Source organism: Neisseria dentiae (assembly GCF_014055005.1).
Lineage (GTDB): Bacteria > Pseudomonadota > Gammaproteobacteria > Burkholderiales > Neisseriaceae > Neisseria > Neisseria dentiae.
The window spans coordinates 1,792,041-1,817,431 of record NZ_CP059570.1 but is presented as its reverse complement, the minus strand read 5'-3'; the positions used below and the strand labels follow the sequence as shown (position 1 = coordinate 1,817,431).

Here is a 25,391-nt window from a genome sequence, read left to right as displayed (position 1 = left end):
CCGTTATCCCGTCAAAGGCTAACCGTAAGGAGCAACTGCCTTTTGACCGTTATCTGTACTGTTATCGGTCACTTGGTAGAAAACTGCTTTTTGGATTTTAAACGTTAGCGGGGCATTGCCACGCGTTATGCGAAGAGATTGAGCTTCATTTACCGCGGCAATAGAAATCCGGATTATTGCGATGTGGTTGAAAATATTGTGACTACATTGTATTGAGGCCGTCTGAAAAAATCCTGAACCGTTTTACAGCGGTTCAGGATTTTTTATGTTTCAGCGGTTGCCGGCGGATTCTTCCGCCGTTTTCGGCGGCGTGTTCAGCCATTGCCATTGTTCGCGCAGGGTTTCGGCGAGGGCGCGCTGTTTTTCTTCGGGTGTGGCCAGGCCGGACGTTAGGCGGTTGTAGTCGAGCGTTACCGAGGGGTTGGCAACGGGGCCGCTGATTTTGATGGGAACGGGCTTGGCATCGGGGTTGGCATTGTTGCGGATCAACACGTTTTCCGAAACGGTTTGGGTGTTGAGGTCGGTTTGGCCGCTGCTGGTAATGCTGAAGGCATCGGATTCCAGTTCGGTGTGTTCGTGGCGGCCTATGCCTGCGTTGATTTCGCTGTTGAGCGAGAAGCTGCTGAAAGGCGTTTGCACCTGTTCATTGCGGGTTTTGCCGTCGGCGGCGGTGTTGTTGCGCAGGCTGCGCAGAAAATTAGCCAAGTCCACGCCCAGCCATGCGCCGTTGGAAATATTCAGTTGCAGGCTGCCGTTAAGCGTTTGGGTGAGAGCGGCGCGGTCGCTGCCTTTGGCGGTGAGGTCGAGCACGGCATTGCCGCTGCCGCTGATGCCGTGATAGCCGAGCAGGTCTTGCAGCAGCGGGCGTATCTGCACGCCTTGGGCATTTTGCTGCAAATGGTAAACGGGCGGGCTGGTGTTGGCGATGCTGATGCCGCCTTCGGTGCGGCCGCCGTATAGGCCGGCGCTGAAGTTGGTTAGGGCGATACGGCGGCTGTCGGCGTGAAGGGTGGTTTGCAGATCATCGATTTGCAGGCCGGGCAGGGTGAGGCCGCCGATGCGGACGGCGGCTTCGATATTCGGTATCAGGGCGTGGCTGAATAGGGCGGGGAAGGGGTTGCCGCCTTGCGCCTGCAAATCGTTCCAATAGGGGGCGAGTGAAATTTTGCCTGCATCCAGTTCGGCGGTGAGTTTGGCGGGGGCGGCATCGGCTGAGGCGGTATAGCGGGCGGAAAGGGCGGCGTGTTGGCGGTCGAACAGGCCTTTGAGGTCGAGCTGCCAGTTTCGGTCGCTGTTCATGGCGAAACGTCCTTCCATGCGGCTGATCAGGCGCGGGCGCGGGGCGGCCTTAACGTTGTCTTGGTGGGTGGTCAGCACCAGGCGGTCTGATTCGAGCAAGGTGTTTTTTTGCCAGACAAGCGGGCCGGAAAGGCCGAAAGTGGTTTGCCGCGAAGCGTTTTTGTGGCTGCCGTTGAGGTTGAATTCGCCCACGGTGGCCACGCTCGGGCGCAGGCTGACGCGGGAGAGCGAGAGCGAGCCGTCCCAATGGCTGTCGTCGTTGCCGGCGGTAAACACGCTGTTGATTTCGGCGGTGCTGACGTGGTTGCCTTTCCACAAAACCAGCGGGCTGCGGGCGGTTAAGTGGAACTGCCGGTAGGCGCTGTCGGCGCGCAGGCTGAAGTTTTCGGCCCGCAGGGTGTTGTGTTGCGGTTGCCAAACCACGTCGGCATCGGCGGCCAATCGGGCGGTGCTGTTTTGGAAAGGCAGCTCGGCTTCCAAATGCAGGGCAGGCAGCAGCCAGCCGTTGTCCGACGGCGCAGCCGTGCCGTTGCTTTTCCAAGCCAACGGCAGCCCGTTGTTGCGGCGGGTGGTGCCGCTGCTTTGGAAAACGCCGCCTGCTTCGGCGGCACGTTCGATATTCAAATGAAAACGCTCGGTGCGGTAGCTGCCTTCGGGCAGGTTGAGATTGATGCGGCTGTTTTCCACAATCAGGCGGTTAACGCGCCATGTACCGCCGCGCTGCCGCCACAAGTCTTGCAGGCTCCAGCTGCCGTCGGCGCGGCGGGTAAGCTCGGCTTCGGCGTTTTGCAGCACCCATTTTTCAACTTCCGCGCCGTTCCATAAACTGCGCCACGAAAGCCCGATACGCATTTCGCCGATATGCACGGCATCGGCGTTGCTGTTCGGTTTGCTCACGGCCACGTCGCGCAGGGTGAGGGTGGGGCGCGGCAGCCAGCTGCGGCCGATATCGGTGCTGAAGCGCACCGTGCGCCCCGTGCCGCGTACGGCATCGTCGGCCAGCGCCTGAATGCGGCGGCCGTCGAACAGATGGTGCAGCAGGAAATAAAGGCCGAATGCGGCAGCAGCGGCGGCCAATGTGCCGTACACTGCGAAACGCAGCCAGAATTTTCCCGATTGGAGCAAACGTATCATGATAAAGGAATAACAAACAAACGGGAGCAGTATAGCACAGAGGCCGTCTGAAACGGCGCTTGGCCGGCACGTGCGGCAGATTATTGCTAAACAGTGAATCCAATTTCTTTTCGATACAAGGCAGCCGGCCGCAGACAATACAGATACGGAATCGATGCTGTTGCCGCTTCAGTAGCTGACAAAATCGTTGGGCGCAGCAACGCCATAGCGGAAATGAAGTGGATTCACTATACTATGCGGTCAAATGGAATCAGGAGGTTACGATGATTATCGTGATGCAGAAGCAGGCGGCGCCGGAGGCGGTGGAGCGGGTGATCGGGTTTATCCGCAGCAGGGGCTTGCAGGAACATATTTCGCGCGGCGAAGAGCGCACCATTATCGGTGCGGTGGGCGACGAGCGGGTGTTCCACCCCAACGAGCTGGAAAGCCTGCCCGGCGTGGAGCGCGCCATCCGCGTGTTAAACGAGTGGCGCATCATCAGCCGCGAAACACAGCCCGAAAGCAGCGTGATTACCGTGCGCGGTGTGTCGTTCGGCGGCGGCGCGATGCTTGATATAACCGCCAACCCGCAACGTGCAGATAGCGCTAATGCGGTGTTCGCCGACCCGTTCTACCTGCCCGCGCGTCCGTATGCTTCCGGCGGCAGCGGCAACGAAAAAGAACAAATCCGCGCCATGCAGGCGGGGATTGCGCGCTGCCACGAAGCAGGCAAGCCCGCGGTGGTGCGCATACGCGACGTGCGCCAGCTCGCCCCCGCGCTGGAGGCCGAAGCCGATGTGCTTTATCTGGGCGGCGAGCTGATGAGCAACCGCGCCCTGCAAGACGAAGTAGGCCGTCTGAACACGCCCGTGGTGTTGTGCAAAGACAAACACCACCGCGCCGACGAATGGCTGGTGGCGGCCGAACACATTGCCTTGCGCGGCAACCACCATATTATCCTCGGCGAAGCGGGCACGCTCAGTTTCGAGCCGGAACATCCCTACCGTTTGGATGTGGATGCCATCGTGCGCGTGCGCAAAGCCAGCCACCTGCCCGTGATTGCCAACATCACCCGCCTGTGGCACGGCGATATGCCGCAGCAGGTTTTATACAAGCTGGCCGAAGCGGCCGGTGCCGACGGAATTGTGAACAGCCTGTGAAAGTTGCAGGCCGTCTGAAAAGATTGCAGAGATTACGGATATGGACAGTAAAACCCGCCAAGCCGCCCAAAGCCTCCGCCGCCTGAAAAAGCAGCAAACCGATGAAGAACGCCTGCAAGGCTGGCAGCAAACCTGCGCCGGCAAAGGCTTGAGCGGCGAATTCGCCCTGGCGGCCAAAATCGGCGGCGAGGCCTATACCGACGAGCAGGTCAGAATGGTGGCCGAACTGTTCGGGCGCTGAATGCGGCACTAAAGATAACGCAGACACCGGGAAGCGCTTGCCGATACCAAGCGGTAAGCTGCATGGTTTTTAAAGAAAAAACGATAGAAAGGCCGTCTGAAACCGATGTTTCAGACGGCCTGTTATTTTTACGGTAGCAGAACAAAGCGGCCGGTAGGTAATCCCTTAAACGGGCTTGCAGGTCGTCTGAAAGCCGTTGTTATGAAATAAGCATTCCAATCAACGGTTTTCCCGTTTGAAAAATTTTCACGGCCAAGCAATTTCCAATTGGAAAATCTGCTTAAAAAATGTACAATCGCCATTTTCACACCCCACCGTTTCCCTATGCATATCGGCGCTTATTTGATAGACAACCCCGTCGCACTTGCGCCGATGGCCGGCATTACCGACAAACCTTTCCGCCGCCTCTGCCGCGAATACGGCGCGGGTTGGGCGGTGGGCGAAATGCTCAACAGCGACCCGACCCTGCGCCACACCCGCAAAACCCTGCGCCGCAGCGATTTTTCCGGCGAAAGCGGCATAGCGGCGGTGCAGATTGCCGGCAACGACCCCGCGCAGATGGCCGAGGCCGCGCGTTACAACGTTGGGCAGGGCGCGCAGGTTATCGACATCAACATGGGCTGCCCGGCCAAAAAAGTCTGCAACGTTTCGGCAGGCAGCGCGCTGATGCAGAACGAACCGCTGGTGTATGAAATATTAAATGCCGTGGTGAAAGCCGTTAACGTGCCTGTTACCCTGAAAACCCGTTTGGGCTGGCACGACGAACACAAAAACATCTTAACCGTGGCGCGCATGGCCGAAGAAGCGGGCATTGCCGCCATCGCCATTCACGGGCGCACGCGCACGCAGATGTATCAGGGCGAGGCATCATACGATTTGATTGCCGAAGCCAAAAGCCGTCTGAACATACCCGTGTGGGTGAACGGCGACATCACCAGCCCGCAGAAAGCGCAGGCCGTGCTGGCGCAAACCGGTGCCGACGGCATCATGATAGGCCGCGGGGCGCAGGGGCAGCCGTGGCTGTTCCGCGATATAAGCTATTTCGCCGAATACGGCCGCCTGCCCGATCCGTTGAGCGTGGCGCAATGCGGCGAAACCGCCTTGCGGCATATCGGCGCCATGCACGAATTTTACGGCGAGCGCGACGGCGTGCGCATCGCCCGCAAACACATAGGCTGGTATATAGCTGCGCTGCCCGACGGCGAAACCGTCCGCCGCGAAATCAACCGCATGGAAAGCGCGGCGGCACAATACGATGCGCTGGCGGCGTTTTTGGAAAAAGCCCCCGAAACCACCGACCGCTGGCCGTGTGCCTACCGTTAAGCAGCCTTTCAGACGGCCTCTGCGCCCGCAAACCGCCCGAACACATAAATACTAATAAGAGAAACCATGAAAAACACCCCGCCCGACATCGCCCATTGCATCGAACAAAACCTGCAACAATATTTCCGCGACCTCAACGGCGAAGCCGCCTGCGGCGTGTACGATATGGTGCTGGAGCAGGTTGAAAAACCGCTGCTGCGGTGCGTGATGGCCGAATGCGGCGGCAACCAGAGCAAAGCCGCCGCCATGCTGGGGCTGAACCGCAACACCCTGCGCAAGAAACTGGTGCAGTATGGTTTGCTGGATTCATAGTGTAAAAAAGGCCGTCTGAAAGCATTATGTTTTCAGACGGCCTTATGATTATCTTTGAGAATAGTGGTTTGAATTTAAAATGGTACAGCGTTGCTTCGCCTTGCCATACTATCTGTATTGTCTGCGGTTTGGCGCCTTGTTCTATTTTAAATTTAAGCCACTATATAATATATATAATATATCTAATATATATAATATATCTACCGTTGTTTGACTACTCTTTAAAATAAGGAACCGAAATGGCAACCGTAAAACGTGCCCTCATCAGCCTGTCCGACAAAACCGGCGCAGTTGATTTCGCCCGCGCACTCGATAAACTCGGCGTGGAAATCCTCTCTACCGGCGGCACCGCCAAACTACTGGCCGATGCCGGCCTGCCCGTGATTGAAGTGGCCGATTACACCGGCTTCCCCGAAATGCTCGACGGCCGCGTCAAAACACTGCACCCGAAAATCCACGGCGGCATTCTCGGCCGCCGCGATTTGAGCGAGCACGTCGCCAAAATGGAAGAACACGGCATCGGCAACATCGATTTGGTGTGCGTCAACCTTTATCCGTTTGCCGCCACCATCGCCAAACCCGGCTGCACGCTGGAAGACGCGATTGAAAACATCGACATCGGCGGCCCCACTATGGTGCGCTCCGCCGCCAAAAACTGGAAACACGTCGCCATCGTTACCGACAACGGCGATTTCGCCGCAGTTATCGAAGAGTTGCAAAACAACGGCGGCAAACTGGGCGACAAAACCCGCTTCAACCTGTCGCGCAAAGCCTTTTCACACACCGCCCAATACGACGGCATGATTTCCAACTATCTAACCAGCGTGTCAGACGAAAAACTCTCGGGCGAGCCGAAAGTGCGCGAATTCCCCGAGCAGTTCAACCAAAGCTGGGTGAAAGTGCAGGAAATGCGCTACGGCGAAAACCCGCACCAGCAAGCCGCGTTCTACCGCGATTTATACCCCGCCGCCGGTAGCCTGGCCGCCTACAACCAGTTGCAGGGCAAAGAATTGTCTTACAACAACATCGCCGATGCCGACGCGGCTTGGGAAGCGGTCAAAGCATTTGATGCACCCGCCTGTGTGATTGTGAAACACGCCAACCCCTGCGGCGTGGCGGTGGCCGACACCCCGCTCAACGCCTACAAACTGGCGTTTGCCACCGACACCACCAGCGCGTTCGGCGGCATCATCGCCTTTAACCGCGAAGTGGACGCCGAAACCGTAGAGGCCGTTACCGGCCAGTTTCTTGAAGTGCTGATGGCGCCCAAATTCACCGACAAGGCCAAAGAAATCATCGCCGCCAAGAAAAACGTGCGCGTGCTGGAAGTGCCGCTGCTGGCCGGTGCCAACCGCTTCGAACTCAAACGCGTGGGCGGCGGCCTGTTGGTGCAAACGCCCGACATCCATCGCATCCGCCGCGAAGATTTGAAAGTGGTGAGCAAACGCCAACCGACCGATCAGGAATGGGCGGATTTGATGTTTGTATGGAACGTGGCGAAGTTCGTGAAATCCAACGCCATCGTGTTCGGCAAAGGCGGCCAAACCTACGGCATCGGCGCAGGGCAAATGAGCCGCGTCGACTCCACCCGCATCGCTGCACGTAAAGCGCAAGACGGCGACTTTGATCTGAACGGTGCCTGTGCCGCCTCCGACGCCTTCTTCCCGTTCCGCGACGGCATCGACGTGATTGCCGAACAGGGCATCAAAGCCATCATCCACCCCGGCGGCTCGATGCGCGACCAGGAAGTGTTCGATGCGGCCGACGAACACGGCATTGCTATGGTGTTGACCGGCGTGCGCCATTTCAGACATTGATAAGCGGTCAACCTAGAGGCCGTCTGAAACTTTTCAGACGGCCTCTGCAATTCGGTTTGAAAACAACAGAATCCGCCCCGGGAAAACAGAAAAACACCGCCTTTTCAAAAAACAAGCTTGAAACACAAATACTTTTTGTGGTATAAATCGCGTTTTACTATTTTAGAAGTTTGGAGACTAACCATGGCACGAGTTTGCAAAGTGACCGGTAAACGCCCGATGTCTGGCAATAACGTATCACACGCCAACAACAAAACCAAACGTCGTTTTTTGCCCAACTTGCAATCACGTCGTTTCTGGGTAGAAAGTGAAAACCGCTGGGTTCGCCTGCGCGTATCCAACGCTGCGCTGCGCACCATCGACAAAGTAGGCATCGACGTTGTTTTGGCCGAAATGCGCGCCCGCGGCGAAGCTTAATTAACGAATTACAAGGAATACTGTAATGCGCGATAAAATCAAATTAGAATCATCAGCCGGTACCGGTCATTTCTACACCACGACCAAAAACAAGCGTACCATGCCCGGCAAACTGGAGATTAAAAAATTCGATCCGGTTGCCCGCAAGCACGTGATTTACAAAGAAACCAAATTGAAATAAGTCAGTTTGCAATATGCAACCGCGAAGCCCTTGCTGAAAAGTAAGGGCTTTTTCGTTATGGATTGGGCGCAGTTGGTTCGGTTTAAGCGAATTTTGCCAATGCTTCTCTAGCCTACGTCTTGCAAGAATATGGTTTGGTGGCGGCTCTAGCTGGTATGGGATGGAGAATAAATGGCGAAGTCTATTTTTTAGATAATAGTAAACTTGCGTATCAAATCAACGACAATGGAATTGGCAAAGATAAGCCATTATAAACAATAAAGGTTATTCTTTTTAGGTGAACTTTGGATGGCTGTGGCTGTCACATTAAATTGGTAGTGTTACTGAAATAAAGAAATTTATTTGGTATATTGTATCTTGGTTGAATGTGGTTTTAAGGGAAGATGTCAAATTAAAACTGCTTTTGGTCTGGATAAAAACATTTTTGTAAAGTACTGTTTATGACCAATTAAGAAGGGGATGTTATGAGTAATACTCAAACTGTTGCAGAGTTAACGGATGAGCAAAATTCCTCATTAAAGCGTTATCGCGGTATCATTATTTCTATCGCCGTATTTCTGGCCATCGTTTCGGGGCTGATGTATTACGGCTATCTTCTTGCGCAGCAAGCCAATAAAAGCCAGGTTCAAATCGATGCAGCCGGCACCTTGAGTGATACTTTCTATGATTTGTTGGTAACAACCCAATCCTTGCAGTTGGCAAACTTGGAATATGCTGTCGAGCAAGGGCAGGGAGATAAGACGGAGTATGTTGCCAATCAAGTTGAAAATCAAAAACTTTTGGAAGAAACCCGTAGCTATGCGCAAAACTTAATCAACGTCATGGATAAAGGCGGCGCGTATGATGTGGTGGAAGGGGTGGATAGCGTTGAAGCCCTCGGTCAGGGAGCAGTCCGTCAACCGCTCGGCAAGGTTCAAGAAATTTGGAAACAATACCAACCGCTGCTTGATAGTGCAATTAAATACCCGGTAGCTTCAGGGTCGGATCCCGACTTTGCTAAAGCAGTTGCGATATTTGCAGCAGATAACCAAGATACGCTTTATGAAAGCATTGATGAAATTATTGTTTCTTTAAATGAAGATGTTACGGAAAACTCTGCTAAGTTGAGAACGGTGCAGATGGTTGGTATCGGCTTATCGTTGCTGTACTTTCTGTTTTTTGTAAGCTTCTTTATACGCCGTTTGGGCAAGGCCGACCAAGCGGCCGCTCTTGTTCGCCGCGAAAACCGCGAGATTTTGCAAACGGTAAACAGCGGTTTGTTTCTGTTGGATAAAAACTTGAATATCGGTTCCCAATATTCGGATGAGTTGGAGCGTTTGTGGGGTAAGAAAGATTTTGCCGGCCAGAATATGCTTAGCGTATTGTCTGATATGGTATCCAATCCCGTCGATTTGGAAACGGCAGGCAGTTTTGTGCGCCAGCTTTATAATCCGCGCACCAAAGAAAAATTAATTGAAAGCTTGAATCCTTTGGCGCGCAGCCCGATGAATGTGACTAACCAGTCGGGTGTTAAAGAAACACGCTACCTTGATTTCAAATTTAACCGCGTTTACCAAGACGGGGAAATTGCCCGGGTGCTTGTTAGCGTGAGTGACGTAACCAATGCCGTATTGCTGGAAGACAAAATCGCCAAGGAGCGTGAGCAGAATGATTTGCAGATGGAGATGCTGTCGTTCATTTTAAATGCCGATGTGCAACTGTTAACCGATTTCATCGAGTCGGCCAAAAAACGCAATAACAGCATTAACGAAGTATTGAAACAGCCGGTACAGGCGCAGGCGGATTTCTTTAATAAGCTGAGAACCATTTTCCGCGAAGTGCACGGCTTGAAGGGGGATGCCAGCTCGTTGAGTTTGCATGGTTTTGTTTCTATCGCCGAACATTTGGAAGACAGTTTGCGGGATCTGCAAGGCAGGAAAACTTTGAATGGCGAAGACTTCCTGACGCTGGCAGTTTCTTTGGAAGAGTTATTCAACCTGACCCAAACCATCGAAGACTTCAATAACCGCATCAATAACCTGACTACAGATAATAACGGCAAATCCTCCCGTCAGGCGGTTCAGCGGGCTGCCAATTCTGAACCGGTTAAAGGGCAATTATCGAAATATGTTGAAGAGCTTGCGCAACGGAATCACAAAAAAGTGGACTTCAGCTGCGAGGGTATGGATAACCAAGCCGTTAATCTGACTATCAGAAGCCAACTTCGGGAACTGGCGGTGCAACTGCTGCGTAACGCGGTGGTGCATGGTATTGAAACACCTGAAGAACGTATTAAGCAGCACAAACTTGATGCGGGCCATATACGTTTGGTTTTGGAAGATGGCGATGATTTTGTGCGGCTCACCGTTCAAGACGATGGGGTCGGTATCAATCCGGAATTAATCCGGAGCAAACTTGTGGAAAAAGGCGAGTATTCTCATGATGCGGCAGCCAAACTGGATAGCCGTGTATTAATTCAGAAAATATTTACTCCCGGTTTTTCTACGGCTGCAGACAGCGGAGAAGATGCAGGCCGCGGAGTGGGTATGGATATTATTAGTGATCGTATTAAACAGATGAAAGGCAAGGTATCTTTGGCTACGCGCACAGGTGCCTATACACGGATTATTTTGACGGTGCCGAAGAAATTTTAAAAACAAAACTTGAAGCTATATTATCGCACGAAGGTGAAGCAGCCCTTCATTGGGGAATGAGGCTTTCGTATTTTAGGGCGTGTAGTCAGAAGGCTTGTGAAGCGGATTTTTGAGGGAAAATCCGCAGATACCAGGTAAAAAGCGCAGCAAGATTGGGCATCTTGCGAGCATTTTAGCTTCGCAAGTCCGCTACGCTACCTAACGCCGCAGATGCGGATTTTAACCAAAAATACCGCCGCAACGTTTCTGATTGTACGCCTTAGAATGAAGTTGTTTTTAACACGCAATATAGGGAAAAATGATGCTTACAATAATGGTGGTGGACGATTCCAATATTATCCGTAACCGCATTACGCGCGGCTCGGAAAGTATGCGCTTTGACGTGGTGGCGACAGCGGCAAACGGAAGGGATGCCGTGCAATTGTATGATGTTTTGCGCCCTGATATTGTTACTATGGATTTAACTATGCCGGAGATGAATGGCTTGGAGTGCATCCGCAATATTATCAGCCTGAACGAAGAAGCCAATATTTTGGTTGTTTCCGCGCTGGCAGATAAGGCCACAGGCATCAAAGCGCTGGAATATGGCGCAAGAGGATTTCTTTATAAACCGTTTACTGATGAAGAATTATTCGAAGCGCTAAACGAAATGGCAGAAGGATTACAAAAATGAGAGAAGATCAGCTTCAGGTATTTTTAGAAGGGGTTCAAAAGTATTTTACCCAAGTGTCGGGGGAAGAGATTTTTGTCGGCACGCCTTATTTGGTGGAAAACGTGATTCCCGCAGCACAACGTTATTCCGGTGTGATTGCGATTTCCGGAAAGAATAAAGGAATTGTTTATTTTACTTCGCCTGAAAAAATGGCCAAACGGTTGCTTGAGTTGATGGGGGAAAAAGATACTTCCGAAGCAAACTTGATGGATTTGGTCGGAGAGGTTGCCAACACGATTGCCGGTAATGCGCGCAGTGAATTTGGAGAAAAGTTTGAAATTTCCGTGCCCATCGTGATACGCGGCGCACCAGACGAAATCATGTTGCCAAGAGAAGGACGTTCGTTTGTGATTCCTTTGGAATGGAAGCGGTGTCAGGCCGCAATCGTTGTGGCGTTGTATAAAGAGAAAAACAGAAACACCCCTAAAAACGGAGAGTCTGTATAAGCCGGTTTTGGTTACTTGAATAAGTACTGGGGCGGTAATCGGCAGGGTTTCGAATATACCGGTGTTTCTCAAAAGTTATTGTTATAAAGCTCATAAGGGCGGGTTTGCACCCGCCCTGAGTTTTTTGTAAAACAGAAAATAGCTTGCAAAATTTGATTAGTTTCAGGCGGCTAAGATTTTTGCAAAGGTTTCAGGCCGTCTGAAAATGCCTATCCGTTATAACCAGTCAATTTAATAAAAAACATACGTCATGCTCGGGCTTAACCCGGGTATGACAGAACTGTTATGTCAATTGATTGGTTTAATTATAGGGCTGAGACCTTTGCAAAAATACCTTGAAGCCGTCTGAAATGCTTAGATTCCGTCATTCCCGCGCAGGCGGGAATCCAGCCTTAAAACTATCAAGTATTTTATTTCAATAACTTATAAAAAATGACTGGATTCCCGCCTGCGCGGGAATGACGATGGTTGAATATTTCAGACGGCCTAAACAAATTTTGCAAAGGTCTCGGGCTGTACAAATATTCCGGTTTGGCACCAAGCGGTTAATGAATAAAACCGGGCTAACCGGTTAATTGCCGTGTGATCAGTTTTTTCAACGGCGGCAGGTTGTTGCTCACACGCAGCACCAAGCCGCGCAGCAGTTTGGCGGGCGGGGTTTCGTCGGTAAACAGTTTCAGCAGCATATTGGTGCCGTAATACAACGGGCGGGCGTGCAGAGCGTGTTTGCTGTCATAGCGGGAAAGCAGGGTAGGGGAGGCGATATCGCGCCCTTGCTGTGCCGCTTCTTTAACCAAGCCGGCAAGGATATCGGCGCTGGACAAACCTAAATTGAAACCGTGTGCGGTAACGGGGTGCATACCTACTGCCGCATCGCCAATCAGCGCGCTGCGGGTGCCGTAAAACCGTTCGGCCAACATGCCGACCAGCGGATAAGCGTGAATGGTGCTGGCCAATTCCATCTCACCCAAGCGGCCGTTAAGCTGTTGTTTGACGCTTTCCGCCAACTCTTCGGACGAAAGGTTTTGAACAGATGCGGCACGGTCGCTGTCAACCGTAATCACGGTGTTGGTTAAATATTCTTCCAACGGCAATAGGGCGATGGTGCGGCCGTAATGGAAGCACTCGTAAGCAGTATGTTGGTTGGAAACGGTGTGTTTCATACGGCATAGAAACATGGTGCGGCTGTAATCGTGCATATCGGATGCAATGCCGAGCTGTCGGCGGGTTTGCGAGAAACGGCTGTCGGCGGCGATCAGCAGTTTGGCCGTCAGCGTTTCGCCGTTTTCCAAAACCACTTGCGCTTGGTCGGGGCCGGTTTTGACTTCTTTTACGCCCAAAGCGCAGATGAAAGACACGTTTTCCGATTCTGCTGCGGCTTCGTATGCCGCTTTGCGGATGTTGTGGTTGGAAATCAGATAGCCCAAGCAGTCGGCAGGTTCGCCACGCGCTTGGTCGGGCTGTGGAAAGTGCAGTTGGTAGTTGGATTGCCCGTTGAGCACTTTGGCGTCGCGCAAAGGATAGATTTCGTTTTCGGGAATGCGCTGCCATATACCCAGGCGCTGCATGATTTCTTTGGAAAGGTGCGTCAAGGCGATTTCCCTGCCGTCGTAAGGCGGATTTTGCAGGGTTTCCAGCGGGCTTTTTTCGATTAAGGTAACGCTCAGGCCGCTGCCTGCCAAAGAGGCGGCGAAGCTCAATCCTGCAGGGCCTGCGCCGACGACGATAATGTCGCTGGTCGGAGTCATGACGGTTCCTTTGCTATGGCGAATATCAAACAGGCGTAAGCATACCTGAAAAGATGTATCCGATGTGCGGTTTTTATGGCGGGTTTAATATGCGTCAAGGTGGTTTTCAGACGGCCTTAGAGCGCAGACGCTGGCCGTTATCGCCCAAGTGCGCGAACTCTTGGCAAGCGGACAAACCCCGCCGCCGGTGTACGGCAAACGCTGCAAGGCCTGTTCGCTGGTGGAGGTTTGCCAGCCGAAGTTGTTGGAGCGGGATCGGTCAAAAAACTATATCAAAACACTGTTTTTAGAAGTGTAAGTACAGATTAAAAGAGAAATATATGTCGCGAGCTTATTATGGCAAAAGTATTGCTGATTTTATTCAAGAAGATAACTTAAGTATTTTGGGCATACTGACCAAGCATCATGGCTATCAAGCTCTGGAAAAGTTACAACAAAACGCATGGGAAAAGCAAATTGCCATTTTAAAATCACAATTAGCGGGTTTAACTGGTTATATTTATTTTGAATTTTCCATTCCACGGATGGGAAAGCGTGTTGATAATATTGTCATTCTTGGAGATAAGATTTTTTTACTAAAGTTTAAAATTGGCAGCAATCAATATGATAAGCATGCGATTGACCAAGTGATTGACTATGCGCTTGATTTACGAAATTTTCATGAAGGTAGCCATCATGCGAATTTAATACCTGTATTGATTGCGGAGGAAGCGCCAATTATTGAAGATAATGATATACAGGCAGCACAAAATTTAGACTGCGCAATTTTACTGAATGCGCAAAATTTGGGTGAATTTTTCGCGTCTTTTAATTCAAATAGTCTGATGGATGTTGTAGCTTGGGAGCAATCATCATACAAACCAACCCCTACCATTATTGAAGCAGCACAAGCGCTTTATCAAAAGCATGATGTTGCGGAAATCACGCGCTCAGATGCTGGAGCAAAAAATTTGTCAGATACTGCTGGTTGTATTAGCAACATTATTGAGAAAGCTAAACAAGAACATAAAAAAGCCATCTGTTTTGTTACCGGTGTGCCAGGTGCAGGTAAGACATTGGCTGGACTCAATATTGCTAATCAGCGCTTAAAAATAGCAGAAGATGAACATGCTGTTTTCTTATCAGGCAATGGCCCGTTGGTGCAAGTTTTGCAAGAAGCGTTGGCAAGAAACCGCGCCATTAAAAATAAAATCAAAAAAGAAACTGCACTAAAAGAAACTCTGGCGTTCATTCAAAATATTCATCATTTTAGAGACGAATATTTGAAAAATTCACAACCGCCAACTGAAAAAGTTGTGGTATTTGATGAAGCACAACGTGCTTGGAATCAACATCAAACCAGTAAATTTATGAGTCAAAAACGCGGACAGTCAGATTTTAACCAGTCTGAGCCAGAGTTTTTGATTGAGGTGATGAATCGTCATCAAGATTGGTGTGTGATTGTTTGCTTGATTGGTGGCGGGCAAGAAATTAACACGGGCGAGGCAGGCCTAGTTGCCTGGATGCAAGCTTTGCAAGCTTCTTACCCAGATTGGCAGGTGCATTATTCTAATTTAATTATCAATCAAGACAATTATTTGCAAGATACTGCAATAAAAAACTGGTTATCTACAACAGGCGTTGAGCAAGACCATTTACATCTGGCTACTTCAGTGCGCTCATTTCGGTCAGAAAAAGTTTCGGCATGGGTACACGTGTTATTGGATGTGGATGATCAAGCCAAGCTACTGTGGCACGAGATTCAAGAAAACTACCCTATTGTACTCACAAGAGATTTGCAAAAAGCCAAAGCATGGGTGAAAGCTCAAGCTAAAGGAAGTGAGCGTTATGGCTTGGTGGCTTCATCGGGGGCGCGCCGTCTGAAAGCATTGGGTGTAAATGTCAAAAATGAAATCGACGTGGCCAATTGGTTTTTAAATCCTAAAGATGATGTGCGTTCTTCTTATTTTTTAGAAGATGTGGCGACAGAATTTGATGTACAAGGATTGGAACTTGATTGGGTATGCATAGCATGGGGTGAGAACTTTTATTATCAAAATGGCAAATGGTGTTACCAATCTTTTAAAGGGTGTAAGTGGCAAAATATCAACAAAGAAGAGGATAAGCAGTTTACTAAAAATGCCTATCGCGTTTTATTAACCAGAGCGCGTCAAGGTATGGTGATTTGGATTCCTGAAGGTAGCGGTACAGATGCTACACGTCCAAATAAGTTTTATGATGGAACCTATCAATATTTAAAATCTTTAGGGATTACCGAATTGGAATAAAAGCGTGCAGGCCGTCTGAAATCCGTGGAATACAAACGCGGCAAGCCCAAACCCGAACCGTTCGACGAAATCCAACTTTGCGCGCAGGCGCTGTGTTTGGAGGAGATGACCGGCCAAACCATCGCCGAGGGCGCGCTGTGGTATATGCAAACCCGCCACCTGCCGGCTTTTACAAAATTCGTTAATGTCGTCTGAAACATCCAAATGATCGTTACTCCAGCCTACGCTGGCATGACGAGATTTAAACATTGCAGACGACCTTTAAGGTATTTTTGCAAAGGATTCGGCCTAGGGGTTGCATTTGTGGTAAAACGCAATTAATCCGTTGGTTGAGGTGTCGTGTTGAGTGTTTTGGGTGTGGGCAAGCTCGGGTTCGATGTTTTTTGCCAGCACTTTGCCGTATTCCACGCCCCATTGGTCGAAAGAGTTGATGCCCCAAATTGCGCCTTGGGCGAATACTTTGTGTTCGTACATGGCGATCAGCATGCCGAGGTTGAAAGGGTTGAGTTCTTCGATCAGGATGCTGTTGCTGGGCTGGTTGCCGGGGAACTCTTTCTGCGGCGCCAGCTCTTCGCGTTCGGCTTCGGGCAGGGCGGCGAGTTCGGCGCGGGCTTCTTCGAGGGTTTTGCCGCGCATCAGCGCTTCGGTTTGGGCGAAGGCGTTGGCTACGGTGAAGCGGTGCTGGCGGCCGATTTTGTAGGGGGTGCGCATCGGCACGATGAAGTCGGCGGGAATCAGGCGCGTGCCTTGGTGCAGCAGTTGGAAAAAGGCGTGTTGGCAGTTAACGCCTTCTTCGCCGAACACGATGCCGCCGGTGTGGCATTCCACCGTGTCGCCGTGCAGGGTGCGGCGTTTGCCGTTGCTTTCCATGTCGAGTTGCTGCAAATAGCCGGGCAGGCGGCGCAGGTTGTGGCTGTAGGGCACGACGGCTTGGCCGTGCGCGCCGCAGAAATTGCCGTACCATATGCCGATTAAGGCCAACAAAACGGGAATGTTGCGGCGCAGCGGGGTGTTGAAGAAGTGTTCGTCCATGGCGTGCGCGCCGCTTAGAAATTTGCGGAAGTGGGTGCTGCCGACGGCCACCATCACGGGCAGGCCGATGGCCGACCATACGGAATAGCGCCCGCCTACCCAGTCGAACATGGCAAATACGTTGTCGGGCGCGATGCCGAAGTTGCGTGCGGCGGCCACGTCGCTGGAAATGGCGGCGAAATGGCGGGCGATGTCGGCTTCGCGCAGGCCGCTGTCGCGGAACCAGGCGCGGGCGGCGTGGGCGTTGAGCAGGGTTTCGGGGGTGCCGAACGATTTGCTGGCCACGCAGAAAACGGTGGTTTCGGCGTTGAGGGGGGCGAGCACTTGGGCGATGTTGGCATCGTCGGAATTGGAAACGAAGTGGACGTGCACGTTTTTGTGGAAGGGTTGCAGAGCCTGCACGGCCAGTTGGGGGCCTAAATCGGAGCCGCCGATGCCGATGTGCACGAAATCGGTGATGCGTTTGCCGGTGGCGCCGGTGTGCACGCCGTTAATCAGGCTTTCGGCGAAGGCCAGTGCGCGGTCGAGTTCGCGGTGCACGGCGGGAATAACGTTTTCGCCGTCTACCAACACGGGCGCGGCGTCGGCGGGCAGGCGCAGGGCGGTATGCAGCACGGCGCGTTTTTCGCTGATGTTGATTTTGCCGCCGCGGCGCATGGCCTCGGCCTGCTGTTCCAGTCCGGCGGTTTCGGCCAGTTCGCACAATAATTGCAGGGTTTCTTCGCTGATGCGGTTTTTGCTGTAGTCGAACAGCAGGCCGTGCAGGGTTTCGTGCATATTGTCGAAGCGTTGCGGGTCGGCTTCGAACAGCTCGCGCATGCGTATATTGGCGGTGTTGATCTGATGGGCCTGCAGGTTTTGCCAGGCGGCAGACTGGGTGATGTTGTTCATGTTTGATTTCCGATGGGCTTTATCAAAGTGAGGCCGTCTGAAAAGGTTTTGTAGCGGCGTGTAGTATAACCGACACGCCGTTATTTTTACATAAATAAGTATTCGACCCGGAAAAAGGTGAAAAGTACGGCAGGGGAATGAAAAGATAGATTGATTTTGCTCAAGGTTGCGTATAAAAAATGGTATGACACCGATGTCATCTGTGATATGCTTTGCCGCAATTAACCGAAACAAGCAACCGGGCAAAAGGACCCACAGGGAAACGGCAGGTATGGCCACGATTTATGATGTTGCCGAGCGGGCAGGCGTGTCGCCCAAAACCGTCAGCCGCGTTTTGAACCAAGACGCGCCTGTGAGTGCGAAAACCCGCGCCGCAGTAGAAGCGGCGATGGAAGAGCTGGGTTATATCCCGTCGTCTGCCGCACGCATCATGCGTTCCAACCGTTCGGGGCTGGTGGGGCTGATTACCGGTGCGATTTCCCGCCATCACGACCGCCACAGCGGCGGCGGCCTGCCCGATATGTTTTTGGTGCAGGGCATACAGCGCACGATGGCCGAAGCGGGCAAAACGGTGATGATTGCCGACACGGGCAACCATTTCGGGCAGGTGGAAACGCTGATGCGAACCTTTCAGGAACACCGGGCAGAAGGCATTTTATATGTGGCCGAATTTCATCAGGAAGTGAGCCTGCCCGAGCTGAAACCCAATTGCCCGCTGGTGTTGGTGAACTGTTTCGACAGACAGGGCACGCCGGCGGTGCTGCCCGACGACGAACAAGGCCAATACGGCCTGGTGAAGCGGATTATCGCCGGCGGCCACCGCCGCATTGCTTATTTAAGCCTGCAACCGCAGGTGATTGCCAGCAAACTGCGCCGCCGCGGCTACCGCCGTGCGCTGGAAGAGGCGGGCATCGCTTATGACGCGGCTTTGGATTTGGCGGGCTATCCCGATTACACCAACCGCAGCGAATCCCTGTTGGCTGCGGTGGAAAAACTGCTGACGCTGCCCAAACCGCCTACCGTTTTATGCTGCGGTAACGATGAAATGGCGGTGCGGCTTTACGGCATTCTGCGCTCGCGCGGCATCAAGGTGCCGGAAGAAATATCGGTGGCCGGTTACGACGACCACCGCTCGATTGCCGAAACACTGTTTCCGCCGTTAACCACCGCCGATCTGCCCTATACGGCGATGGGCGCACGGGCGGCGCAGATGCTGCTGGATGCGGTGGCGGGCAAAGATTTGCCGCAGCAACCGGTTATCGTCGGCGGCGATACCGTGTGGCGGGAATCGGTAATCGATATAAACCCCGCGAAACAACCATAATATTTCGAGCCTGATCCACAGGCCGTCTGAAAACCGTCTCTCATTAAAACAATAACAACAAACTGTCACCACCATCAAAAACCTGTTTTAAGGCATCGCTTTGCCCGTTTGCCGCTGATGCGCGCGGCGGGCGGGGCGGTTCTTTAGAAGACAACCGGCCGTACCCGATAATCAAAACAAGCCTGAACAATAAGGCTGCGATTTACCTTCACCACACACGCACGGGACAAACTTTCTCAGGTTTTTCAATTACAAGGAGTCTTCAATCATGAGAATAGACCACCGTGTGGCGATGACGCTGCGCCAGATTATGCTGATGAACTTCGGTTTTTTCGGCATCCAATACAGCTTCGGTTTGCAGCAAACCGCCATTAACCCGATTTTCAGCTTTCTGAATGCCGACCCCGGCCAACTGCCGATTCTCAACATGGCCGGCCCCGTAACCGGCCTGCTGGTACAGCCCTTAATCGGTGCTTTGAGCGACCGCACATGGGTAAACGGCCTCGGCCGCCGCCGCCCCTATTTCTTAATCGGCGCCATCGGGTGCAGTATCTGTTTGTTTTTCTATCCGCACGTTACCGCGCTGTGGATGGCTGTGCTGATGCTGTGGCTGCTGGATATCAGCAACAACACCGCCATGGAACCCTACCGTGCGTTTATCGCCGACAAACTGCCCGACAACCAGCAGCCCACCGGCTTTCTGATGCAGTCGGTGTTTACCGGTTTGGGCATCACGCTGGCCAACGTGTCGCTGTATTTCTTCCAGCAGTGGATTGACGGCACTTCCGAATCGGGCATTCCCTACTGGGTATACGGCTCGTTTTATGTGGGCGCGGTGTGTTCCATCGGTTCGGTTTTGATTTCGGTGTTTTCCACGCCCGAAATCCAGCCCAGCGAAGAAGAGCTGGCCGAAATGCGCGCCAAGCCGCGCGGCCTGATTGCCGCCGTGAGCGAAATTGCCTCCGCCATCAAAGACATGCCCAAACCCCTGTGGCAGCTTGCTTTGGTTTACCTGTTCCAATGGTATGCCATGTTTATCTACTGGCAATACGTTACCCTCAGCATCGCCAAATCGGTGTGGAATGCTACCCCTGCCGACAAACACGGCTTCGAACAGGCCGTAGGCTGGACGGGCTTGGTGAACGGCTGGTACAACATCGTTACCTTTATTTCCGCTTTCGGCCTGATGGCATTGGCCAGAAAATACAGTGCCAAACAAGTTCACGCCCTGTGTTTGATTCTGGCGGCTGTTGCCCTGCTGATTTTCCCGCACATCACCAATAAATATATGCTGTTCCTGCCGATGATAGGTTTCGGTATCGCTTGGGCTTCGATTATGGGCGTGCCGTTCCTGATTGCCGTGGCTGAAGTGCCGAAAGAGCGTTACGGCGTGTATATGGGTATCATCAATATGATGATTGTGATTCCGATGCTGATCGAAACTGTTACCTTCGGCCCGATTTTCAATCACGTGTTGGGTGCCAACCCCACCAATGCAATGATGTGTGCCGGCGTGCTGTTGGGTTTGGCAGCGTTCTTTACATTGCGTATCAACACCAAACAACGCCCTGCCGAAGCGTCTATGATTGATTGATTGCGGTAAAGCGGAATGGATTGGAACGGCCGTCTGAAACGTTTTCAGACGGCCTTAAGATATTTTGAAAAGCTTTCTGAATATGAATATTTTCAAGTTGTAATTGTTTTTCACTAGGGAATGTAGTCAGAAGGCTTGTGAAGTGGTTTTTAACCAAAAGTACCACCGCAACGCGGTCGACTTCACTCCCTAAGGCTTCAGGCTTGATAAAATTTTCAGGCCGTCTGAAAAAAGACATGACTGTTTTGGCCATCTTTTTTCGCCTGTCAGTGCAACCGTACACAAAAATACAGGATAGACTCAAAACCAAATTTCGCTGCATGATAATTCTCTGCCAAACCGATTGTTCCCACAACACCGAAGGATCATGATTATGTCTAAACGAAACAAGCTATCCCTGTATTTTTTTGCCACTATGTTCGTGTATGCCCTGATGCTTAGCGTTACCCTCCCCGAGCTGCATTCGTACACGAACGGCATGGCACTTTTTGACGAAAAACCGGTTTTTTATCAGAAAGATACTATCCGTTTATTGGAATATTTGGGTGAAGAAGGCAGATTCTATTATCAATACCGGCAAATTCCATTGGACATGCTTTATATTGCCCTGTTTGCTTTCACATACCATCACATCCTGCGCCATTTTACCTACACTTTAAACCTGCACAAATGGAGATTTGTTATATGGTTGCCGGTTATTGCGGCAATTTTTGATTTTTTAGAAAACGTCTGCATTTTTGGGGTGCTGTATTCATTTCCGCAAATTTCCACACTAATCAGCCTGATTCCCTATTTAACCGCACTGAAAATGATATTCGGAGTGTTCTATCTCGCAGTATTTGTCATTCTAGGAGTAATGGTTTTACTGCGCTGTTTGCGTAGAAAAATATAACATGCAGACTGGGCTGTCTGATGCACAATATAGGTTTCAGCTGATAACTGTTACTTGCCCAACCAAAATTCAGACGGCCTGAAATAAAGCTTTCAGGCCGTCTGAAAAAATATTGCGTTGCCTTGCAGCAGGGCTTTTACAAAACCGTTTTTCCCTGTTTGGCCAATTCGGCCTTGCGGCGTGCGCACGGGGTGTCGCAGTCGCAGACTTTTTCCATGCCGAGGGCGGTAATGCCGCCGCAGCTGCCTTTGATCTCGCGGCGTTTGAAAATGTAGCCCAGCGCCATGCCGAGTATCACCAGCAGAAAAAAGCAGAAGGTGATCAAGAAGATTTTCATGGGGTTATCCTTTCTGATGCCGTTGCCGGGCCGTTGCAGCGGCTATTTTACTATTTCTTTGAAGGCGGAGGACATTTCGGTTTTAAAACCGTCGGCGGTTTTGATAATCAGAAATACCGCCAAGCGGTTTTTTTCGGCGGTGGCCAGCGCTTTTTCTTCGCCCATCACGAAAAGGCCGGTGGCCAGGCCGTCGGCGGTCATGGCGTTGTCGGCCACCACGCTCACGGAAGTTAGGTTATGGCTGATGGGCTGTTTGCTTTGGGGGTCGATGATGTGCGAAAGCCGTTTGCCTGATGCGTCGGTGCGGAAGTTGCGGTAGTCGCCCGAGGTGGCAAGCGAGCGGTTGTTTAGCGGCACCACGATTTGTGCGGCCTGTTTTTGGGCAAACTGAGGTTGCTCGATGCCCACGCTCCAGGCTTCGTTTTTCTGGTTTTTACCTTTGGCGCGCAATTCGCCGCCGATTTCGACCAGATAGTTTTGAACGCCGAGGCTGTCGAGATGCTGCGCCAGTTTGTCGACGCCGAAGCCTTTGGCGATGGCAGACAAGTCTAAATAAACGCCGTCGGCCTGTTTGCCCAGGCGTGCGCCGGTTTCAGACGGCTTGGCTTCCAGCCGGATTTTGTCTATGCCCACCAGTTTTTCGGCGGCGCCGATTTGTGCGGCTGTCGGCGCTTGGCTGATGTTTTTGTCCGGCCCGAATCCCCACAGATTCACCAGCGGGCCGACGGTAACGTCTAACGCGCCTTCGGTAAGGCGGTTCAAACGCACGGCTTCTGCTACCACGGTGGCGAAGTCGGCGGAAACGGCCATACTGCCTTCGCTTGCTTTCATGCGGTTGAAGCGGCTGATTTCTGAATCGGTTTGGTAGGTGGACATCTGCCGGTTGACTTCTTGCAGAATCTTGTCGAAATCAGCTTGGGTTTGTTTCGGATCGGGCAGGGGCGATCCGGGATTGGCAAGGTATTTGACCGTGTAGGTGGTGCCCATGGTTTCGCCGGTAACGGTGGCCGTTTCGGGTGCGCCGCCGCAGGCGGAAAGGGCGGCCGATAAGGCCATCAGGCCGAGCAGCCGGAAGATGAGGTTTTTTGCGTGGTGGAGCATAATGGTTTCTTTGAGAAGAGGGGAGAAACGGCATCAGGCCGTCTGAAAAGGTTTTCAGACGGCCTGATGGGTATGGCTGCGTGGCAACCTTAGCCGCCGAAGTCGTCCAACAAGATGTTTTCGTCTTCAACGCCCAAATCCTTCAACATTTTGATGACCGAGGCGTTCATAATCGGCGGGCCGCACATATAAAATTCGCAGTCTTCCGGCGCTTCGTGGTTTTTGAGGTAGTTTTCGTAAATCACGTTGTGGATAAAGCCGGTATAGCCGTCCCAATCGTCGCCCGGTTGCGGGTCGGAAAGGGCGACGTGCCATTCGAAGTTGTCGTTTTCGGCTTGCAGCGTGTCGAAGTCTTCCACATAAAACATTTCGCGTTTGGAGCGGGCGCCATACCAGAAGCTGATTTTACGCTTGGATTTCAAACGCTTGAGTTGGTCGAAAATATGCGAGCGCATCGGTGCCATGCCCGCGCCGCCGCCGATAAACACCATTTCGGCATCGGTGTCTTTGGCGAAGAATTCGCCGAAGGGGCCGGAAATAATTACTTTGTCGCCGGGTTTGAGCGACCAGATATAAGACGACATCTGGCCGGGCGGCACGTCGGGATTGTTGGGCGGCGGGGTGGCTATCCGCACGTTGAGCATAATGATGCCTTTTTCTTCGGGATAAGAGGCCATCGAGTAGGCACGCACAATCGGCTCGTCCACTTTGGAAACGTAGCGCCACAGGTTGAATTTGTCCCAATCTTCGTGATATTCCTCGGGAATGTCGAAGTCTTTATAGGCCACGGTGTGCGGTTCGGCTTCGATTTGGATGTAGCCGCCGGCACGGAAGGGCACTTCTTCGCCTTCGGGAATCGCCAGCTTCAGCTCTTTGATGAAGGTGGCTTTGTTGTCGTTGGAAATAACGGTGCATTCCCATTTTTTCACGCCGAACACTTCTTCGGGCAGCGCGATGTCCATATCGCTTTTCACGTTGACCTGGCACGACAGGCGGCAGCCTTCTTTGGCTTCGCGCTTGCTGATGTGGGAAAGCTCGGTGGGCAGGATATCGCCGCCGCCGCTTTTTACCACCACTTTGCATTGGCCGCAGGAACCGCCGCCGCCGCAGGCGGACGACACGAAAATGCCTTTGCTCGAGAGTGCGCCCAAGAGTTTGCCGCCGGCGGGCACGGTAATCGTTTTGTCGTCTTCATCGTTGATGGTGATGGTGATGTCGCCGGAGCTGACCAGTTTGGATTTGGCCAGCAGAATCATCACGGCCAAAGCTAAAATGATAACGGTGAACATCACGATGCCTAAAATGATTTCCATGCGCGAGCCTCCTTATAACTGTATGCCGGAAAATGACAGGAAACCCAATGCCATCAGGCCGGCGCTGATGAAGGTGATGCCCAAGCCGCGCAATCCTTTGGGCACGTCGGCGTATTTCAATTTCTCGGTGATGCCCGCCAGCGCCACAATCGCCAGCATCCAGCCCAAGCCCGCGCCGGTGCCGTACACGATGGATTCGGCGAAGTTGTAGTCGCGCTGAACCATAAACGATACGCCGCCGAAAATGGCGCAGTTTACCGTAATCAGGGGCAGGAAAATCCCCAGTGCGTTGTAGAGCGCGGGAAAGTATTTGTCCAGAATCATTTCCAGAATCTGCACGATGGCGGCGATTACGCCGATGAAGGTGATGAAGCGCAGGAAGGATAAGTCAACCCCCGGCATGATGGCGCCGTCTTTAAGCACCAGCGAATAGACCAGTTGGTTGGCCGGCACCGAAATTGCCAATACCACGGTAACGGCCACGCCCAAACCGAAAGCAGTGGAGATTTTTTTGGATACCGCCAGAAACGTACACATCCCCAAGAAGAAGGAGAGCGCCATATTTTCGATAAATATGGATTTCACAAAAATGCTCAGATAGTGTTCCATGGTTATTTCTCCGCTTGCTCGGGTTTCCAGGTGCGCAGGCACCAGATAATGAGGGCGATAATGAAGAATGCGCTGGGTGCCAGCAGAAACAGGCCGTTGGCCTGATACCAGCCGCCGTCTTGAACGGTTTGCATGATGGTGATGCCGAACAGTTTGCCCGAGCCGATCAGCTCGCGGATGGTGGCCACAATCACCAGAATCACGCCGTAGCCGAAGCCGTTGCCCAAGCCGTCGACCAAGCTTTCCAGCGGCGGCTCTTTCATGGCAAACGCTTCGGCGCGGCCCATCACGATACAGTTGGTGATGATGAGGCCGACGAATACCGACAGCTGTTTCGACAATTCGTAGGCGAATGCCTGCAACACCTGGTCAACCAAGGTTACCAGCGAAGCGATAATGGCCATCTGAACGATGATGCGCACGCTGTTGGGGATATAGTTGCGGATTAACGAGATGAAAAAGCTCGAAAAGCCGGTTACCAGCGCCACCGAAATCGCCATCACTACGGCGGTTTCCAGCTTGGTGGTTACCGCCAGTGCGGAACACACGCCGAGAATCTGCAAGGCAATCGGGTTGTTTTTCACAACCGGAGAAAACATTAGTTCTTTCAAACGTTTCGTGTCAGCCAT

Annotated in this window: 23 protein-coding genes and 3 pseudogenes; 16 read left to right on the top strand and 10 right to left on the bottom strand. The window is 52.2% G+C overall.

From position 1 onward, the window contains the following. Positions 1-270: 270 nt before the first annotated feature. The gene (locus tag H3L92_RS08595; protein ID WP_085365214.1) at positions 271-2,433 is read right to left on the bottom strand and encodes an AsmA family protein; all 2,163 of its coding nucleotides are present in this window, start codon (positions 2,431-2,433) and stop codon (positions 271-273) included. 263 nt (positions 2,434-2,696) lie between these two features. Between H3L92_RS08595 and H3L92_RS08590 the strand changes: the two genes are divergently transcribed. The 4 genes from H3L92_RS08590 to H3L92_RS08575 all read left to right on the top strand — a co-directional run bounded on the left by H3L92_RS08590 (position 2,697) and on the right by H3L92_RS08575 (position 5,448). Next, complete coding sequence (locus tag H3L92_RS08590) at positions 2,697-3,572, top strand: chorismate mutase (RefSeq protein ID WP_085365213.1); 876 nt, start codon at positions 2,697-2,699, stop codon at positions 3,570-3,572. Positions 3,573-3,612: 40 nt separating this feature from the next. Further along, entirely contained in the window at positions 3,613-3,813 is a 201-nt protein-coding gene (locus tag H3L92_RS08585; protein WP_085365212.1) for a class III extradiol ring-cleavage dioxygenase family protein, read from the top strand. Between the two features lie 324 nt (positions 3,814-4,137). Continuing rightward, on the top strand, positions 4,138-5,136 hold the full coding sequence (gene dusB, locus H3L92_RS08580; protein ID WP_085365211.1) for a tRNA dihydrouridine synthase DusB: 999 nt from the start codon (positions 4,138-4,140) through the stop codon (positions 5,134-5,136). 66 nt (positions 5,137-5,202) lie between these two features. Then, positions 5,203-5,448 (top strand): Fis family transcriptional regulator, encoded by a 246-nt coding sequence (locus tag H3L92_RS08575; protein WP_085365210.1) that lies wholly within the window; start codon positions 5,203-5,205, stop codon positions 5,446-5,448. Positions 5,449-5,506: 58 nt separating this feature from the next. Here H3L92_RS08575 and H3L92_RS13615 read toward each other — a convergent pair. Then, positions 5,507-5,613 (bottom strand): annotated as a pseudogene (locus H3L92_RS13615) (IS5/IS1182 family transposase); the annotation flags it as partial. Positions 5,614-5,687: 74 nt separating this feature from the next. On the opposite strand from H3L92_RS13615, the gene purH reads away from it, so the two are divergent. The 6 genes from purH (at position 5,688) to H3L92_RS08545 (ending at position 11,654) form a co-directional block, all read left to right on the top strand. Then, positions 5,688-7,265 carry a bifunctional phosphoribosylaminoimidazolecarboxamide formyltransferase/IMP cyclohydrolase gene (gene purH / locus H3L92_RS08570; RefSeq protein ID WP_085365208.1) on the top strand — a complete coding sequence of 526 codons (1,578 nt, stop codon included), beginning with the start codon at positions 5,688-5,690 and terminating at the stop codon, positions 7,263-7,265. Positions 7,266-7,448: 183 nt separating this feature from the next. Beyond that, positions 7,449-7,682: a 50S ribosomal protein L28 gene (rpmB, locus tag H3L92_RS08565; protein WP_085364522.1), complete on the top strand. Its 234-nt coding sequence runs from the start codon at positions 7,449-7,451 to the stop codon at positions 7,680-7,682. A 25-nt stretch (positions 7,683-7,707) separates the two neighbouring features. Further along, a complete protein-coding gene (gene rpmG / locus H3L92_RS08560; protein WP_003684373.1) occupies positions 7,708-7,863 on the top strand; it encodes a 50S ribosomal protein L33 in 156 nt (51 codons plus the stop codon). A gap of 464 nt (positions 7,864-8,327) precedes the next feature. After that, positions 8,328-10,496 carry an ATP-binding protein gene (locus H3L92_RS08555; RefSeq protein WP_085365207.1) on the top strand — a complete coding sequence of 723 codons (2,169 nt, stop codon included), beginning with the start codon at positions 8,328-8,330 and terminating at the stop codon, positions 10,494-10,496. 298 nt (positions 10,497-10,794) lie between these two features. Next, on the top strand, positions 10,795-11,169 hold the full coding sequence (locus H3L92_RS08550) for a response regulator (RefSeq protein ID WP_174222528.1): 375 nt from the start codon (positions 10,795-10,797) through the stop codon (positions 11,167-11,169). Then, a complete protein-coding gene (locus H3L92_RS08545; protein ID WP_085365206.1) occupies positions 11,166-11,654 on the top strand; it encodes a chemotaxis protein CheX in 489 nt (162 codons plus the stop codon). The genes H3L92_RS08550 and H3L92_RS08545 overlap by 4 nt, the downstream gene beginning before the upstream one ends. Before the next feature lie 563 nt (positions 11,655-12,217). Here H3L92_RS08545 and ubiM read toward each other — a convergent pair. Further along, positions 12,218-13,402: a 5-demethoxyubiquinol-8 5-hydroxylase UbiM gene (gene ubiM / locus H3L92_RS08540; protein ID WP_085365205.1), complete on the bottom strand. Its 1,185-nt coding sequence runs from the start codon at positions 13,400-13,402 to the stop codon at positions 12,218-12,220. Positions 13,403-13,505: 103 nt separating this feature from the next. On the opposite strand from ubiM, the pseudogene H3L92_RS08535 reads away from it, so the two are divergent. The 3 genes and pseudogenes from H3L92_RS08535 to H3L92_RS08525 form a co-directional block, all read left to right on the top strand. Beyond that, positions 13,506-13,700 (top strand): annotated as a pseudogene (locus H3L92_RS08535) (CRISPR-associated protein Cas4); the annotation flags it as partial. 22 nt (positions 13,701-13,722) lie between these two features. Beyond that, positions 13,723-15,669 (top strand): DUF2075 domain-containing protein, encoded by a 1,947-nt coding sequence (locus H3L92_RS08530; RefSeq protein ID WP_085365204.1) that lies wholly within the window; start codon positions 13,723-13,725, stop codon positions 15,667-15,669. A gap of 3 nt (positions 15,670-15,672) precedes the next feature. Beyond that, a pseudogene (locus H3L92_RS08525) lies at positions 15,673-15,828 on the top strand (CRISPR-associated protein Cas4); the annotation flags it as partial. 129 nt (positions 15,829-15,957) lie between these two features. Here H3L92_RS08525 and pgi read toward each other — a convergent pair. Next, positions 15,958-17,592: a glucose-6-phosphate isomerase gene (gene pgi / locus H3L92_RS08520; RefSeq protein WP_085365203.1), complete on the bottom strand. Its 1,635-nt coding sequence runs from the start codon at positions 17,590-17,592 to the stop codon at positions 15,958-15,960. A 271-nt stretch (positions 17,593-17,863) separates the two neighbouring features. On the opposite strand from pgi, the gene H3L92_RS08515 reads away from it, so the two are divergent. Beyond that, positions 17,864-18,916: a LacI family DNA-binding transcriptional regulator gene (locus H3L92_RS08515; RefSeq protein ID WP_085365202.1), complete on the top strand. Its 1,053-nt coding sequence runs from the start codon at positions 17,864-17,866 to the stop codon at positions 18,914-18,916. 268 nt (positions 18,917-19,184) lie between these two features. Further along, positions 19,185-20,510 carry an MFS transporter gene (locus tag H3L92_RS08510; protein WP_085365201.1) on the top strand — a complete coding sequence of 442 codons (1,326 nt, stop codon included), beginning with the start codon at positions 19,185-19,187 and terminating at the stop codon, positions 20,508-20,510. Here H3L92_RS08510 and H3L92_RS08505 read toward each other — a convergent pair. After that, the gene (locus H3L92_RS08505) at positions 20,497-20,763 is read right to left on the bottom strand and encodes a hypothetical protein (RefSeq protein ID WP_085365200.1); all 267 of its coding nucleotides are present in this window, start codon (positions 20,761-20,763) and stop codon (positions 20,497-20,499) included. The two genes, H3L92_RS08510 and H3L92_RS08505, sit on opposite strands and share 14 nt — an antisense overlap. Before the next feature lie 120 nt (positions 20,764-20,883). Here H3L92_RS08505 and H3L92_RS08500 point away from each other — a divergent pair, with 120 nt between their 5' ends. Beyond that, positions 20,884-21,402, top strand: coding sequence for a hypothetical protein (locus H3L92_RS08500; protein ID WP_085365199.1), 519 nt, complete (start codon positions 20,884-20,886; stop codon positions 21,400-21,402). 136 nt (positions 21,403-21,538) lie between these two features. Here the strand turns inward: H3L92_RS08500 and nqrM are convergent, their stop codons facing one another. The 5 genes from nqrM to H3L92_RS08475 all read right to left on the bottom strand — a co-directional run bounded on the left by nqrM (position 21,539) and on the right by H3L92_RS08475 (position 25,391). After that, a complete protein-coding gene (gene nqrM, locus H3L92_RS08495; protein ID WP_085365198.1) occupies positions 21,539-21,739 on the bottom strand; it encodes a (Na+)-NQR maturation NqrM in 201 nt (66 codons plus the stop codon). A 42-nt stretch (positions 21,740-21,781) separates the two neighbouring features. Further along, complete coding sequence (locus H3L92_RS08490; protein ID WP_085365197.1) at positions 21,782-22,840, bottom strand: FAD:protein FMN transferase; 1,059 nt, start codon at positions 22,838-22,840, stop codon at positions 21,782-21,784. 89 nt (positions 22,841-22,929) lie between these two features. Continuing rightward, positions 22,930-24,153, bottom strand: coding sequence for an NADH:ubiquinone reductase (Na(+)-transporting) subunit F (gene nqrF / locus H3L92_RS08485; protein ID WP_085365196.1), 1,224 nt, complete (start codon positions 24,151-24,153; stop codon positions 22,930-22,932). 12 nt (positions 24,154-24,165) lie between these two features. Then, positions 24,166-24,762: an NADH:ubiquinone reductase (Na(+)-transporting) subunit E gene (nqrE, locus tag H3L92_RS08480; protein ID WP_085365195.1), complete on the bottom strand. Its 597-nt coding sequence runs from the start codon at positions 24,760-24,762 to the stop codon at positions 24,166-24,168. Between the two features lie 2 nt (positions 24,763-24,764). After that, on the bottom strand, positions 24,765-25,391 hold the full coding sequence (locus H3L92_RS08475) for an NADH:ubiquinone reductase (Na(+)-transporting) subunit D (protein ID WP_085365194.1): 627 nt from the start codon (positions 25,389-25,391) through the stop codon (positions 24,765-24,767).